Below are 13,911 nucleotides of genomic sequence, written 5' to 3' on the forward strand. Positions count from 1 at the left end.
GCAAAATCCGAAATAATTCACAAAAATTTTGCACATTATTTCGGAATCCGTCTGAAATAATTTGAAAAAGGGGTTCCGAAATAATGTGCTAATTTACACTATGACCTGGGTGATCTCGGCAAGCAATGTCTCGGATTATACCACAGCGATAATCTCAGGGGAACTATGACTTAAATTCGCGGGCAAAAAGTAACATTAGAATTATACCACAGCGATAATCTCAGGGGAACTATGACCGGTATTGTCGCGGTTCCTGCTGGGGTACCATTATACCACAGCGATAATCTCAGGGGAACTATGACTACATAGTCAATCGCTTGTTTAAGCGCCTGATTATACCACAGCGATAATCTCAGGGGAACTATGACTTCTCCATAAAGCTCGATTCCTACAGGAAGATTATACCACAGCGATAATCTCAGGGGAACTATGACTCGCTGAAAGAACTTGGAAAAGTCGCTTGAATTATACCACAGCGATAATCTCAGGGGAACTATGACGGATATTTTCTTATGATGTCATCATCAGCGATTATACCACAGCGATAATCTCAGGGGAACTATGACTGCCGTTGCTTTGGTGATTGCGTATTTTGATTATACCACAGCGATAATCTCAGGGGAACTATGACTTGTCCAATACTTGAGCTTGATGAGTTTCCATTATACCACAGCGATAATCTCAGGGGAACTATGACTATCCCAATCTATCCTAGACACTTCTGCGTATTATACCACAGCGATAATCTCAGGGGAACTATGACTCGGCAGCACACTTTTCGGCTCTGCCCCTGATTATACCACAGCGATAATCTCAGGGGAACTATGACTGGAGGGATGAGGGTATGATAATTGAAAAATTATACCACAGCGATAATCTCAGGGGAACTATGACCGTGCTATACTCGTTTGTTTCTCGACTTCTATTATACCACAGCGATAATCTCAGGGGAACTATCGATAATCTCAGGGGAACTATGACTCGGGCATGACATTAGAAGAAATTTCTCGTATTATACCACAGCGATAATCTCAGGGGAACTATGACAAGAAGGCGGACAGTTGGCAATTAATTTTGATTATACCACAGCGATAATCTCAGGGGAACTATGACTCGGGCATGACATTAGAAGAAATTTCTCGTATTATACCACAGCGATAATCTCAGGGGAACTATGACATTTGAATAACAAATTCCGCTTCCCTTGGAATTATACCACAGCGATAATCTCAGGGGAACTATGACAAACGCATAAAACCATTGTCGTCGATCCCCCGGGGTTTTTGCACGATTGGAGGTCGACGACAATGTGGGGCTTGACGGCGAAGGGCCGTCTCACCCCTTCATCCTTTCAATCATCGTACCCTTTCGCCAGCATTCTCTTCACCACATCGAGCTTCCCTTCCTCGATCCCTTCTTGGCGTCCTTGCTTCATCCCTTGCTTTAACCCCTGTTCGATTCCTTGTTGGATTCCCTTTTCCATCCCCCGCTGTTCGTATGAGACGATGAGCTCCATCACACGCTTTGCTTCCTTCGTTTCCATTTGGCTCACCTCGTTTCGCAGTTTGACTTCCTCCTCTTCGGACAACCGCAAATACGTTTCAAAAAAACCGAACAACAGCCGCTGTTTCGCCTCATCGAGCTCAAGGCGGACGAGCATGCGCAAAAATTCCTTTTGGAGAAGGAGACCCGATCGCTCCGGGCTCCTTCTCTGGCTCGTGGATGGACTACCCGTTGATATCCTCTGTCAGCCTCCCGATAATTGCCTCTTGATACCCCGCTTTTTTCGTTTCCGCCATCTCCTCTTTCAGCGGCTGCAGCGGCGTCGACGTTACGGATGCGAGCTTGGCGAGGCGCTCGGGGGTGAGGTCGACGACAGGGTTGGCGGCCCTATAATCCTCGACGGAAAAGCGCCAAAGGGTGACGGCCTGTCCATACCGCTCCTGCAGCCGCTCTGCCATGGCCAATCCTTCTGGGTCGAAGTCGCCGGAGTAATACAGCTTGGCGCCTGAAGAGGCGAGAAGATCGAGTAGCTTCATCGTCGCCAAGTTCATTTGCCCGTTCGTGCTGACAAGCGGGGCGCGGGTGTCAAGCAGCGTCGAAAAGACGCCCGCGTTTTCGACAATGTACACCGTCCCCCCATGGGCAGGGCGGGCGCGGACAAGCGACAGCACATCTCTAAGCGGCATGTTCAGCGCCGTGTTCGTCTCCGAGGCGGCGGAGAAGACGGGATGCGGGCCGCCCTCGGTTTCAGCAAGAATGTTGGCGCATGTGACAAAGTTCAGGATATCCTCACGGAGCAAGCCGACGGACTGGAGCAACTCGTTGACGCTCTCTACAGATGCCATGTCCCAGTCCCCAGGCACGGTCGCTTGCAACGCCGAAAGCAACAATCTCCCCGGTAGCGTGGACAAATCGAACGCGTGCGGGTCGCCCGCCACTTGCTGGGCAAAGAGCGGGAGGCGCATGTATGACGGGAGCGGGAGGCGGCCGAGAGCCGCGCTGACAAGGCGGATGGCCTCCTCCAGGCTGCGTCGGTCGGTTTCGTACGCCGTTTGGACGAAGCGCTGAGGGCGGACCGACTCAACCCAATGATGCTCCTCGGTCAGACGCGCAAAAAAACGATCCCGTTCCTCTTCCTCCGCCTGGCGCCGTTCTTTGTTTGAGACAAGCGGGGCGCCGAAGTACTGTTCAAGCAGCTCGACAAGCCCAACGCCCGCAAACCTCGTCTGTCCGAGCTGTTTTTCAAACGCGATAAGGGAGACGCGGGAGACGTCTTTGCCGAAAAAGGCGGCCACCGCCTCCCGCTCTTCATCGGTGAACGCCTCTAAAGACACCGCGCCGCCGACGCGGCCGAGCGACTCGTACTTGTGCTTCATCTCGATAAACAGACGGCGGAAGCCCGGTTCAGAGCGGAAAAAGGCAGCCGCCTCCTTGGCCGTGCTCACGTCTCGACCGTCTCCCATTCTTTATCATTGACCATCAGCTGTTTGACGCGGCCGTTCCAACGGTAATGAATGACGGTCACAAACGACGCATTGCGCGGGCGGACGAGTTCGCAAATGGACAACGCGGGCACGGTGTCGTAGTCGCCCCAAAGCGCCTGCGAGTTCATGATGTAGTTAAAGCCGAGCTGTTCGACAAGTCCGAACAGGTTGCGGATGTTGTTTTCATCGACGCCGGCGAACGCCTCGTCGAGCGAAATGATGTACGGGGCATCATCGCCCGCTTCTTGGTAGCGCGAATACGCCGCGGCGAAAAGCGGAATGTACATCGCCATCGCCTTTTCCCCACCGCTGAATTGGTAAAAGCGGTGGTTCGTCAGCTCGCGTTTCGGCTCGTTTGTTTTTTCATAGTACAAAGTGAAGGAAAACCATTTCCGATAGTCGAGCACTTCTTTAATGATTTGATGGAGCGTGCTGCCTTGGCCGCGCTCTTCAAGCAATTCGCGGGCGCGGGCGATTTTCGAGCGGAAATGGTTCGTCACTCGCTGTAAATCTTCCTCTCTAAGCAGCCGCGGATCGAGCCGCAACAGGCGCACCAATTCTTTCGTATCGAGCTCCGCTTCCGTCTCCGCCGTTTTCGGCTTCCATTGAATGGACAGCACAAGCCCTGATGATGTGTCGAGGCCGCCCATCAGTTTATTCATATCATTCACCCACCGTTCGGCGCGCTGAATGCGGCTGCGCAAAATGCGGCCGACTGATTTTAAGATGACGTCCTCATACAGCTCGCGGTCTTGTTCTTTCATATACTCGTGCTGCAAGACGATGTCGCGCTCCACTTCCGCCAGCACCGCAAACGGCGTGGCGCGCTCGCCTTTGTAGTCGAGGTAAATGACGTGCCGTTCTTGTTTCTCCCGCCAGTCCGCGGCTTTCATGGCCATCTCATCGTCTGGGGCAGCGGCGGTCCATTCGGGCTTCGTTTGTTCTTCCAGCGGCTCGAAGGATGCCCGATATTCGGTCAAGTTGGACGACTCTTGGAAAAAGACGGTGTTCAGCCGCGCCAGAAGCGAGGAACGCGTCTCTTTTAACACTGCTTCGTACCGTTGTTTCGCTTCTTTCGCCTGCTCCAGGAGGGAGCGGGAACGATCAAGATCCACAAGCCCAAGCGCCGCTTCACGGGCAAACGACTTTTCCCACATCGCGGCGAGCTCGCGGGCGAACGCTTCCCGCCGCGCCTCTTTTTCCCGTTCTTCGGCCAGGCGCATGAGCTGCTGTTCCGTCCGCGCCCGTTCGTTGACAAGGCGCGGAATTTCGCGGCGCAAAGACGCCAACCGTTCTTGAATGCGGGCGATTTCGGCGCGAATGTCATCCGCTCCCATTTGTGCGAGCGTCCGCTCCATCTCCGCGATTCGCAAGGCGAGCCGCTCGGTTTCATCCCGAAGTCGATTTCGTTCGCCTTTCGCCTCGTCGATCTCCGCTTCCAGCACCGCAAGCTGCTCGCGCTGCTGAGCGATCACGGCTTCGGTATGGCGCGTTTCGCGGTAAAGCACTTCGAGTTCGTGCAAATGGCGGACGTACGATTTCATGGCGAGCATGGCTTGTTCGCAGCCGTCCAAGGTGAAGGCTAAATCAAGCTCAGCCGATTCGTCACGAAGCTGCTGTTTGATTTGTTTCCATTCGCGCGCAAGGAGGGCCGCTTTTTCTTCTTGCCGCTTCCATTCCCGCTCTTTGCTTTCCGCTTGGCGGCGCGCTTCTTGCGCTTCGTCAAACGCGGTGCGCACGTCGCGGTCCGCCGGGAAGGACGCCAACCAGTCGGCGAGCGCTTGAATGGCCGCTTCCACGTCCTCATGCGCCCCACGCAGACGGTCGATCTCTTGCCCCATCGCGGCGATCTCCGCTTCCAGCGCCGCGATGTTTTCAAGCCGCCACCGCTCGCGCGCCGCACGGCCAATGAACGCCGCCTTCGATCCCCGCGGTGCATGGCCGCGGACAAGGCCGAGCGAATAGCGCCCCGTTTCATCGATCGTCATGCCGCCTTCTTGGTCGGCATCGGTGATGACGATGCTTCGGAGCACTTCGTCAATCCGCTCCATTGACACAGGGGCATTGGCATCTGGGCGCAAATAATCAGCAAGCGTGTGCGCCATATGGACCGGTTTCGGAATGAGCACACGGTCGCAGGCGACGTCGATCTCGCGAGCAGTAATGAGGGCGTCAAGCAGCCCCGCGTGCGAAAGCGCCGATTCGATTCGCTCGCGCACATCGTCAGGCACATCGTCGACAAATTCCACCGCGGCATAAAGCGGGACAAACGGAATGCCTTTCTCCTCCAACGCCAACCGGGCGGCTGTCGTTTGTTCATCCCGTTCAGGCTCGGGGTCGCGTTGTTCCCGCCAACGGCGCAGTTCGGCTTCACGTTCTGCCCGTTTCTCTTCCAACAGACGGATGTCATGCTCGAGCCGCCATTTCTCATCCTTTTTCTTCCCGACGGCATCGTAATACGCTTGCACGAACGGGCGCTTCAGATCATCGAGCGAATACTGCTCATAGAGGGCGTCCATTTGTTGCAAAAACGACTGAATATCCGCTTCGGAAATGTCGACGTCTCCTTGCCCGATCCAAGCCAGCACGGCTTGTTCAAACCGCTCTTTCTCCTGCTCGAGCAGCTCTTCCCATTTCCGCTGCTGATGGCGCCATTCGTCCATTTCCCGCTGCCGTTCGCCCGCTTCGCTGCTCGCTTCCTCATAGCGCTGTTTCACCTCGTCATGCCTGCGCCAAAGGCGGGCCAGCCCTTCAAGCCGCTCGATATGGCGGTCGGCTTCCTGTTTCCAAGCGGCAAACAAAAACTCCTGCTCCTTTTGGCGATGGCGGTGAAAGTCGCCTTCGTTCGTTTCATGCAAGGAAAAGGATCCTTCGTCGGCATCCATACGCAGCTGCTCCATCTCGTCTTCAAGCTTCCGCTCAAGGTCGTCCAACCGTGCTTCCGCTTCATCGAGGCGGCGGCGGTGCTGACGTTCCTGTCGTTCTTTTTCCGCAATCGTTTGTTCGTGACGCTTCCGCCGTTCCTCTAGGCGCTGCTGTTCAGCTTTCAGCTGTTCATACTTCTCCGCCTGCTGGAACACTTCGTGGCCGGCCAAATCGATTTCGCGCGCTCGCAGCACGTCTTCTTCGCGGCCAAGGCGGGTGATGGACTCCTCAAGCTCATCAAGCGTCGTTCGCGCCTGCTCTTCTTCATCGTGCAGGCGTTGTTGCTCGGCGGCGAGCTGTTCGGCCTGCTTGACCGCTTTTACGTATTCTGCCGCTTTTTCGGCGATCATATATTCGTTGTACAGGCGGTATTGATCGCAAAGGCGCTTCAACGCCCGCTCGTCACGCTCGAGCTGCTCAAGCTGCTGCTTGGCTTGGTCCATGTTTTCGATCGTGTCCGATAGATGGCGGAGCTCGTCATCAGTCAACGGAGGCAGCGAGCTTTCCAAAATCTCATAAATGACCGTCGGCTTAAAGTCTTTCGACAGCTTCGGGCTGCGCAGTTGAATGAGCAGTTCGATGAGCTCTTGAAACGACTCAAGCGATTCAAAGCGAAACACATGTTTATTCACAAGCTCCATATACTCTTTTTGCGTGTCGACGACCGTCCCGCCCGCGCCGAGCGCTGCGGCGAGCTCGCGTTTAGTGAGCGGGATTTTCTCTCCTGTTTTTTCTTTTTTATATAGGGTAAGATGATGACCGATGCGGCGGTTGTCGAAAATGACAAACCCCCAAAAGTCGAGGCTTTTTTGCCGCTTTGCCCGCAGGCCGATGCCCGTTGTGACGTATTGGTCGGATGCTTTTCGTTTGTATTCCAAAAACAAATACCCCGTCCGCTCGTCGCGGTTGACGACATCTTTTTCTCCAAGCAAGTAGTCTTCCATCCGCCGCGCCCGCGAGCCGAACGGATCGAGGCGGTCGGGCGTCTTCTTGCCGTCAAGCAGCACCGGGATCAAGCTTTGCATCGTCACCGACTTGCCCGCCCCGTTGCTCCCCCGCAACAGCAGCTTGCCGTCAGCGAAGTGAAAGTATTGCTCGTCGTAATACCAAAAGTTAATCAGTCCCGCGCGATGAAGCACCCATGGATTCGCCATGTTCCTCCCCCTCTTTTGCGTCAAAATCATCTGGATACCGTCCCGCCACCCGTCCGAGAAGCGGATAGAGAACGATCATTCCTGTGTCGCGCTCTATATCAGCCATGCGCCATTCGCAAAGCGCCGCAAGCACCTCGCGGACGAGCTCGGCGGCCGACATGTCACGGTACGTTTTCCCCCACCCCGCCCCGTAACGGCGGCGGCAATCGGCAAGCCAAGCGGAAAACTGTTCCGGCGTCAAGCGAATGCGGCCGTATTCATCCGGCGGATAGTCCTGAAGCCGCTCGCGCACCAAGGCAGAAAAATGAAGGATAATCTCCGACGTTCCTTTCTGGTCGGGAAATGTCGTGTACGGCGCCTGCCGCTCAGGCAGCGTCAACATGGCGGCGTTTTTGTACAACTCGTACCGAAACGGCGTATGCGCTTCGATATCATCGCGCAGCCGATGGCGGAAGTTGCGCAAGTAGTAAAAATCTTGCTCGTCGCCTTCCGTCCGGTGCACCGCCGGGGATAAAAACAGCTTTCGATACAGGCGATGGCGCCGATAATCTTGCGGCGAGGCTTTCCACTCCTCGGCCATCAGCTCCTCAATCGATTCATACCGAAGCAAATCTTTCGGATGCGTACGCATAAAATAGCGGGCGAGCACGGGCACTTCGTACAACGCTTCTTCCTCCGCATGTTGCGCGAACGCTTCAATCTCCCCGTCCATCCGGCGGACGAGCCCGATTTGTTCCGCCGTTTTCAACACGCGGATGAGCGCGCGCCGATGCGCGTAGTTCGTCCAATCGACCGGCAAATCCCCTGGGTACATGGCGCGGATTTCTTCGCACACGTCGGAAAGCAAAAACTTGTCCTCCACCGCCTTGCCTTCCAAATACGCCATCAAGCAGCAAAACAACGCATAGTCAAGCGGCTCTTGAAACGACTCGATGCCCATCCACGGCTCGGGATCGGCGGGAATTTTCTCGAGCTTGGCGAAATAGCGGTGGACGATGAGTCGATACCCAAACTTCTCCTCCACATACCGTTTCAACACATGTTCACGCTCGCGGATGAGCTGATACAAATCCGGCTCTTGGTCGCGAATGATCCAAAACTGCTCAAACAGCGCGGCGAGCGCTTCCTTCGCCTTGTCGTCAAACGCCGTCTCCACGCTCATTCACCTCCTGCCAGCACGTGGATTTCATAGTTGGGCATTACGAGTTCCCCGTCTTCCGCCCGAAGGCAAATCGTCCCCTCTTTCGCCGCCACCTTGACCACCCACCCGTTTTCCGTCTTCATTGCTTGCCCCTCGCGCCCCATCGCCTTGGCGATCCAACCGAGCAGCGTTTTTCGTACATATGGAGTCACCTCGGGAAGGTCAGCCAGCACGATTTTCCCGTCGGTCACAAGCTGCCTAAGCGCCGCTTCCTCGCGCGCTTTTTCTTCCAAATAGCGGAGACGCGCTTCTTCTTTCTCCCGCTCTTTATCTTCCATCGCCTGCGGCTTTTTCTTTTCCCCATAATGGCGGACGCGCGGCTTCGTCACCCACTCAGCTGGCGGCTCGTCCCACACATCGCGGTATATGTTGTCGGTCGCTTCCGTGTCAGCGACGAGATGTTTCGTATGGAAACAGCCGAACACGACCGCCGACAGACAATGCGCCTCTTCAATCGATTCGAGACGGGAAAACCACCGCGCCAAATGCAAGTAGTCGCCTTTGCGGCTGCGAAAATGATGATGCCGCTCGCCAAGCCGCTGCACGACGCGCGTCAGGCGGCGAATCGCCTCATTCGTCTGATATTGCAAAAACAAAAGCTCGCTCTCGCGCCCGTTGCGGCCTAAAAACCATTCACACAAGCTGCGCCACGTCTCCCATTTTTCTTCAATCTGCATCGGACGCGGCGGCAGTGAATCGGCAAAGCGCGGAATCGACCGCTCATAGTCGACGACATGCCCGATGAACTGCCGAACCCCATCCTCCGGCAAGTTTTCCAGCAATTGTTCGATTTGCATCGACGTTTTTTGCAAGGCGACGATAAAATCGCGCAAATACGAGGTAAACTGCTCTTTATAGACGAGAAACGACTCAGACGTCATCCGCTCTTCCACGTTTTCGCTATGTAAATAGGCCATATAGTCTGCGGAATTTTGGATGATTTTCTTGAAATAATCGAACGTCTCTTCCCATACTTGGTACATTTCATCTCTCTGTTCCTGAAACCCGGAGGCGATGATCGCCTCGATGCGGGAAAGGGAAGCATACAAGCGGTCAAACCGCGTTTTCTCAAGCGATCCTCCGAACGAATCCCCAAGCTGCTCAAGCGTGCGGATCATCCGCTCGATCTCCACCGTGTACGGACTGCATTGGTAGCGGAATCGCTTTTTCTTAAACTCTTCAATCGTCCGCACGTGGGACGTCTCTTGACGGGCGATCAAGTTGTTCCATTTCACGAGCTGGTCGAGGTCTTGCTGCAAGTCGTCTTCTGTGTAATCGGCAAACTCCTCGTGCTGCTTTAAAAAGGCGTACACTTCTTCCGGAAACAAATATTGCCGCATCCGCTCGTGCTGAATGTAGAAATAGCGCAAAATCGCCCGGTAGCGGTGCGCATTTTCCGTCGATAAATATTTTGTTTCGACAATGGGCTTCAACCACGTGGCGTCCATCTCCGTCCACCTTTGCTTCGGTTTTTTCCTATGTTTATTGTAACGATTTTCTCCGCTATTTTTCTAGCAAAAACCGTTTTCCTATTTTTTCTCGCCATCGGCGCGCGTTTTTTGTAAAATAGAGGGGAAAAGGAGGTGAAACGAATGGAAGCGTTGCTGCGGGAAATTTTGCATGAAGTGAAAGCGACGCGCACGGCGGTCGAGTCGCTCGAGCAGCGGGTTGGCGCCTTGGAAGGGCAAGTGGCCCAGCTCGATGAGCGGACAAGCAACCTTGAACACCAGGTCGGTCAACTGAGAGAGCAGACGGCCACGCTTGCCCAGAGAATCGACTTGCTGGATGAGCGCACAAGCGAAACGAAGGCGATCGTTGAAGCGCTCCGCCATGGGCAAGAAGTGCTGACCGCCAAATACGAGGCGATGGCGCACGACCTTCACCATATGAAAGGCGACCTCACCCGTATCACATCCATCCTTGAAGACAAAGTGCTGCCTGCCCTCGCCGAACATGAAGCGGGACTCTCTGTTTTAAACGCCCGCGTCTTCAAAACGGAAAGCGCCCTTCATCGCCTTGTTTATGCGTAACACGTTCCCCACAGAGAAATGTTCAACACCTATTCCCTTTTCACTAGGCAGCCGTGAGCTGCCTTTTTTGTTCGAGTGTTTATCGATTAGCCTTCACCTTGACCATTTGCCAAGGCGCCGGCCTTCTCGCGGCAAGTGGTAGCATCACCCCGCACTCTCGATGAACGGCGCGGGTCATGCCTGGCTGGCGCATCGATGGATGAACACGAGGCTTATGCAAACATCTCGAATTCGGAGCATCTAGGAGGATTCGCCAGCATTCCGGAGCATTTTTTAGGATCAAGGAGGAGAGGGCCATCATCACCGCGAGAGCAGGCGAGAGGCAAACATATCGGCTGATACCAAATTTGCCAGTTGCACCCAAATTGCGGTATCCTTTGTTTGTGACGCTTTTTCATCCCCTCCGCGTCCTTTTGCTGCTTTTTTTATCCCCGTTCATTTGTATGACAACAGCCGAAAAAGGAGGAATTGTGTTGCGAAAATGGATTCGATCTTTGCTCGCTGTCGGGCTTGTGTTTGGGTTAGCGGCCTGCAGCGAAACGAGTGATGCGAAAGGGAAAATCGTCATTAGCGGGAAGAAGTTTACCGAGCAGGTGATTTTGACGCATTTGTTGGCGGAATATGTAAAGGCCAACACCGATTTGGATGTGGAAGTGAAGGACAGTCTAGGCGGCGCGTTTATGTTGCAGCAAGCCATTGAAAATGGCGATGTCGACATGTACGTTGAGTACACCGGAACGGGATACTTAAACATTTTAAAACAGCCGTACGATCCTAAAAAGACGCCCGAACAAATCTACAATGAAACGAAGAAATTATATAAGAAAAAATACAACATCGCTTGGCTCAAACCACTCGGATTTAACAACACCTACGCCTTGGCCATGCGCAGAGACTTGGCGGAAAAGCTCGGGGTAAAAACGTACTCCGATTTGGCCAAACACTCGTCCTCCCTCACCTTCGGGTCGGACGCCGAGTTTTTTGAGCGAAGCGACGGCTATGATGGGCTTGTCGATGCGTACGGATTTCAGTTCAAGAAAAAAGTGACGATCGATCCAGACCTGCAATACGAAGCGGCGAAAAACGGGGAGATTGACGTCATCACCGCCTATACGACTGATGCAAGAATCAAAAAATATGATTTGGTCGTGCTAAAAGATGATAAGAACTACTTCCCGCCATACCACGCCGTGCCGATCATCCGCCAGGAAGTGCTCGATGCCAATCCCGGGCTTGAGGAGAAACTGAACAAGTTGGCCAACATTTTGACCGATGAAAAAATGATGGAACTAAACGGCCAAGTGAACTTGGAAAGAAAACAGCCGCGTGAGGTGGCAATCAACTTTTTGAAATCGGAAGGACTGATCGACTAGAAAGCGAGGAATTTGGATGATTCGATTTGAAAACGTCACGAAACAGTATGAGGACGGCTTTGTCGCCTTAAAAAATATGAATCTTGAAATCCGCAAAGGCGAGCTGGTCGCCTTGATCGGGCCGAGCGGCTGCGGGAAAACGACGACAATGCGGATGATCAACCGCCTGATCGAGCCGACATCGGGCAAAGTGTACATCGACGGGCAAGACATTTCTGAGCTCGACCCGGTTGAGCTGCGGCGCAACATCGGCTACGTCATCCAGCAAATCGGCTTGTTTCCACATATGACGATCGCAGAAAACATCGCACTTGTGCCGAAACTAAAAAAGTGGGAAAAACACGCCTATGAAAAACGGGTCGACGAATTGCTCGAGCTCGTCGGATTGGATCCAGCGACGTTCAAGCACCGCTACCCGTCAGAGCTCAGCGGCGGCCAGCAGCAGCGCGTCGGCGTCGTCCGCGCCTTGGCGGCTGAACCGGATATTATTTTGATGGATGAGCCGTTCAGCGCTCTTGACCCGATCAGCCGCGAACAGCTGCAAGATGACATCGTCCGCCTGCAAGAAGAGATTCAGAAAACGATTGTCTTTGTCACCCACGATATGGACGAAGCGATTAAAATCGCCGATCGGATCGCCTTGATGAAGGACGGGGAAATCGTCCAATTTGCGACGCCCGACCAAATGCTTCGGCGGCCGGCGAACTCGTTCGTCCGCGAGTTTATCGGCGAAGACCGGCTGCGGACCCGCCAGACGGCCGTGCCGACGGCGGAAGATTTAATGTCGGTTGATGTCGCGACGATCTCGCCGCGCCGCGGTTTAGCGGAAGCGTTCCGATTGATGAAAGCGAAAAAAGTCGACAGTTTGATTGTGGTCGATAAAAAGCAATCGTTTCTCGGCATCGTGACGTTGAAACAAATCGAGGAGCGCTATCGGGAAGAGCATTTGTTAGTCGCCGACATCGCCGATTACGATGTGACGACGTTGGCGAAAGAAGCGGACGTCACGAACGTCGCCGCTCTGTTCCAAGATCCGGATGTGCGCATCATTCCGGTGCTCGATGGCGACCGTCTTATCGGGGGGATTACGCGCTCGAGCATGATGCGCGCACTCGCTGAGTGGACGTTCCAGCAGCACGCATAACGGGCAACGGAACATGCGCAGGCAAATCACAGCCGGAAAACTCGATGCCGCAATCGCCTCGCTTGAACAACATGCCTCATGTTGAAAAGGAAAAATGGCCTCGAGCGGTTTGTCAACGGAATTCGTTCTGCTTGCGAATAAAAAGGGATGACCGTTTTTATCTGAACTTCTCACGACGAAGCAGCAGCCATCCGCTGCCGCTTTTTCCGCCAAGGAGGGATACAATGGAATTATTGCAGACGTTGATCGAACGAAAGAATGATATTTGGATCGCCTTTCAAGAGCATGTGCTCTTATCCGCTATCGCCATGGGCATTGCGATCGTCATCGCCGTGCCGCTTGGCGTCGTATTGACGCGGTATCGCAAACTTGCCGAGCCGATCATCGGCGTGGCCGCCATCATTCAGACGATTCCGAGCCTGGCCTTGCTTGGGTTTATGCTTCTGATTTTCGGCATCGGCAAACTGCCGGCGATCATCGCGTTGACGCTGTACGCCTTGCTTCCGATTTTGCGCAACACGTACACTGGGATTCTCGGCGTCGACCCGGCGCTGGTGGACGCTGGCCGAGGGATGGGGATGACATCGCGGCAAATTTTATGGATGGTGGAGCTTCCTCTCTCGCTTCCCGTCATTATGGCTGGCGTGCGCACGGCGACGGTGCTGACGATCGGCGTCGCCGCCTTGGCGACCTTCATCGGCGCCGGCGGTCTTGGCGACTTGATCGACCGCGGCTTGCGCATCGCCGATAAAAACTTGATTTTAGCCGGGGCCATTCCTGCGGCGATCTTAGCGATTGCCTTTGACTGGCTGCTGCGCAAAGTCGAAAAGAAAGTGACGCCGAAAGGGTTGTGACGGGCCATTGGCCCCAACATGAAAACACAAACCTTGAGGAAGCCATGTTCCCAGCTTGCCTGCCTGGAGGAAACGAGCCGGCATCGATTAGTAAACATGATGGTACGCGTACCAAGCCAATCTGGAACCGTAAGACGATGTCCCAGTGAACTACCCACCACCTACGCTTCGCTTAGAGGTGGGGGCTTCAAGCGACTTGTGTGTGTTCGCTGAACGGTAAGCCACACACAAGAACCCTTTACG

8 protein-coding genes, 1 pseudogene and 1 CRISPR repeat array are annotated in these 13,911 nt (G+C 54.3%); of the genes and pseudogenes, 4 read left to right on the forward strand and 5 right to left on the reverse strand.

The window, feature by feature from the left end; genetic code table 11:
* The first annotated feature begins 134 nt into the window (after positions 1-134).
* Positions 135-1,245: a CRISPR direct-repeat array (repeat unit 36 nt; unit sequence ATTATACCACAGCGATAATCTCAGGGGAACTATGAC).
* Positions 1,246-1,351: 106 nt separating this feature from the next.
* The 5 genes and pseudogenes from CV944_RS15125 to CV944_RS15145 form a co-directional block, all read right to left on the reverse strand.
* Positions 1,352-1,678, reverse strand: a pseudogene (locus CV944_RS15125) (DUF4351 domain-containing protein); the annotation flags it as partial.
* A 49-nt stretch (positions 1,679-1,727) separates the two neighbouring features.
* Complete coding sequence (locus CV944_RS15130) at positions 1,728-2,948, reverse strand: TIGR02679 family protein (RefSeq protein ID WP_100664474.1); 1,221 nt, start codon at positions 2,946-2,948, stop codon at positions 1,728-1,730.
* On the reverse strand, positions 2,945-7,066 hold the full coding sequence (locus CV944_RS15135) for a TIGR02680 family protein (protein ID WP_100664475.1): 4,122 nt from the start codon (positions 7,064-7,066) through the stop codon (positions 2,945-2,947). The genes CV944_RS15130 and CV944_RS15135 overlap by 4 nt, the downstream gene beginning before the upstream one ends.
* Entirely contained in the window at positions 7,026-8,222 is a 1,197-nt protein-coding gene (locus CV944_RS15140) for a TIGR02678 family protein (RefSeq protein WP_042382644.1), read from the reverse strand. The genes CV944_RS15135 and CV944_RS15140 overlap by 41 nt, the downstream gene beginning before the upstream one ends.
* A gap of 2 nt (positions 8,223-8,224) precedes the next feature.
* The gene (locus tag CV944_RS15145; RefSeq protein ID WP_100664476.1) at positions 8,225-9,715 is read right to left on the reverse strand and encodes a TIGR02677 family protein; all 1,491 of its coding nucleotides are present in this window, start codon (positions 9,713-9,715) and stop codon (positions 8,225-8,227) included.
* 144 nt (positions 9,716-9,859) lie between these two features.
* On the opposite strand from CV944_RS15145, the gene CV944_RS15150 reads away from it, so the two are divergent.
* From CV944_RS15150 to CV944_RS15165, 4 genes are all read left to right on the forward strand, one after another.
* Complete coding sequence (locus tag CV944_RS15150) at positions 9,860-10,297, forward strand: coiled-coil protein (protein WP_047817721.1); 438 nt, start codon at positions 9,860-9,862, stop codon at positions 10,295-10,297.
* A 470-nt stretch (positions 10,298-10,767) separates the two neighbouring features.
* On the forward strand, positions 10,768-11,670 hold the full coding sequence (locus CV944_RS15155) for a glycine betaine ABC transporter substrate-binding protein (RefSeq protein WP_100664479.1): 903 nt from the start codon (positions 10,768-10,770) through the stop codon (positions 11,668-11,670).
* A 16-nt stretch (positions 11,671-11,686) separates the two neighbouring features.
* On the forward strand, positions 11,687-12,814 hold the full coding sequence (locus tag CV944_RS15160) for a betaine/proline/choline family ABC transporter ATP-binding protein (RefSeq protein WP_100664477.1): 1,128 nt from the start codon (positions 11,687-11,689) through the stop codon (positions 12,812-12,814).
* A gap of 224 nt (positions 12,815-13,038) precedes the next feature.
* Positions 13,039-13,668 (forward strand): ABC transporter permease, encoded by a 630-nt coding sequence (locus CV944_RS15165; RefSeq protein WP_100664478.1) that lies wholly within the window; start codon positions 13,039-13,041, stop codon positions 13,666-13,668.
* Positions 13,669-13,911: the final 243 nt, after the last annotated feature.

It is taken from the genome of Geobacillus sp. WSUCF-018B, assembly GCF_002809985.1.
Taxonomy (GTDB): Bacteria; Bacillota; Bacilli; order Bacillales; family Anoxybacillaceae; genus Geobacillus; species Geobacillus thermophilus.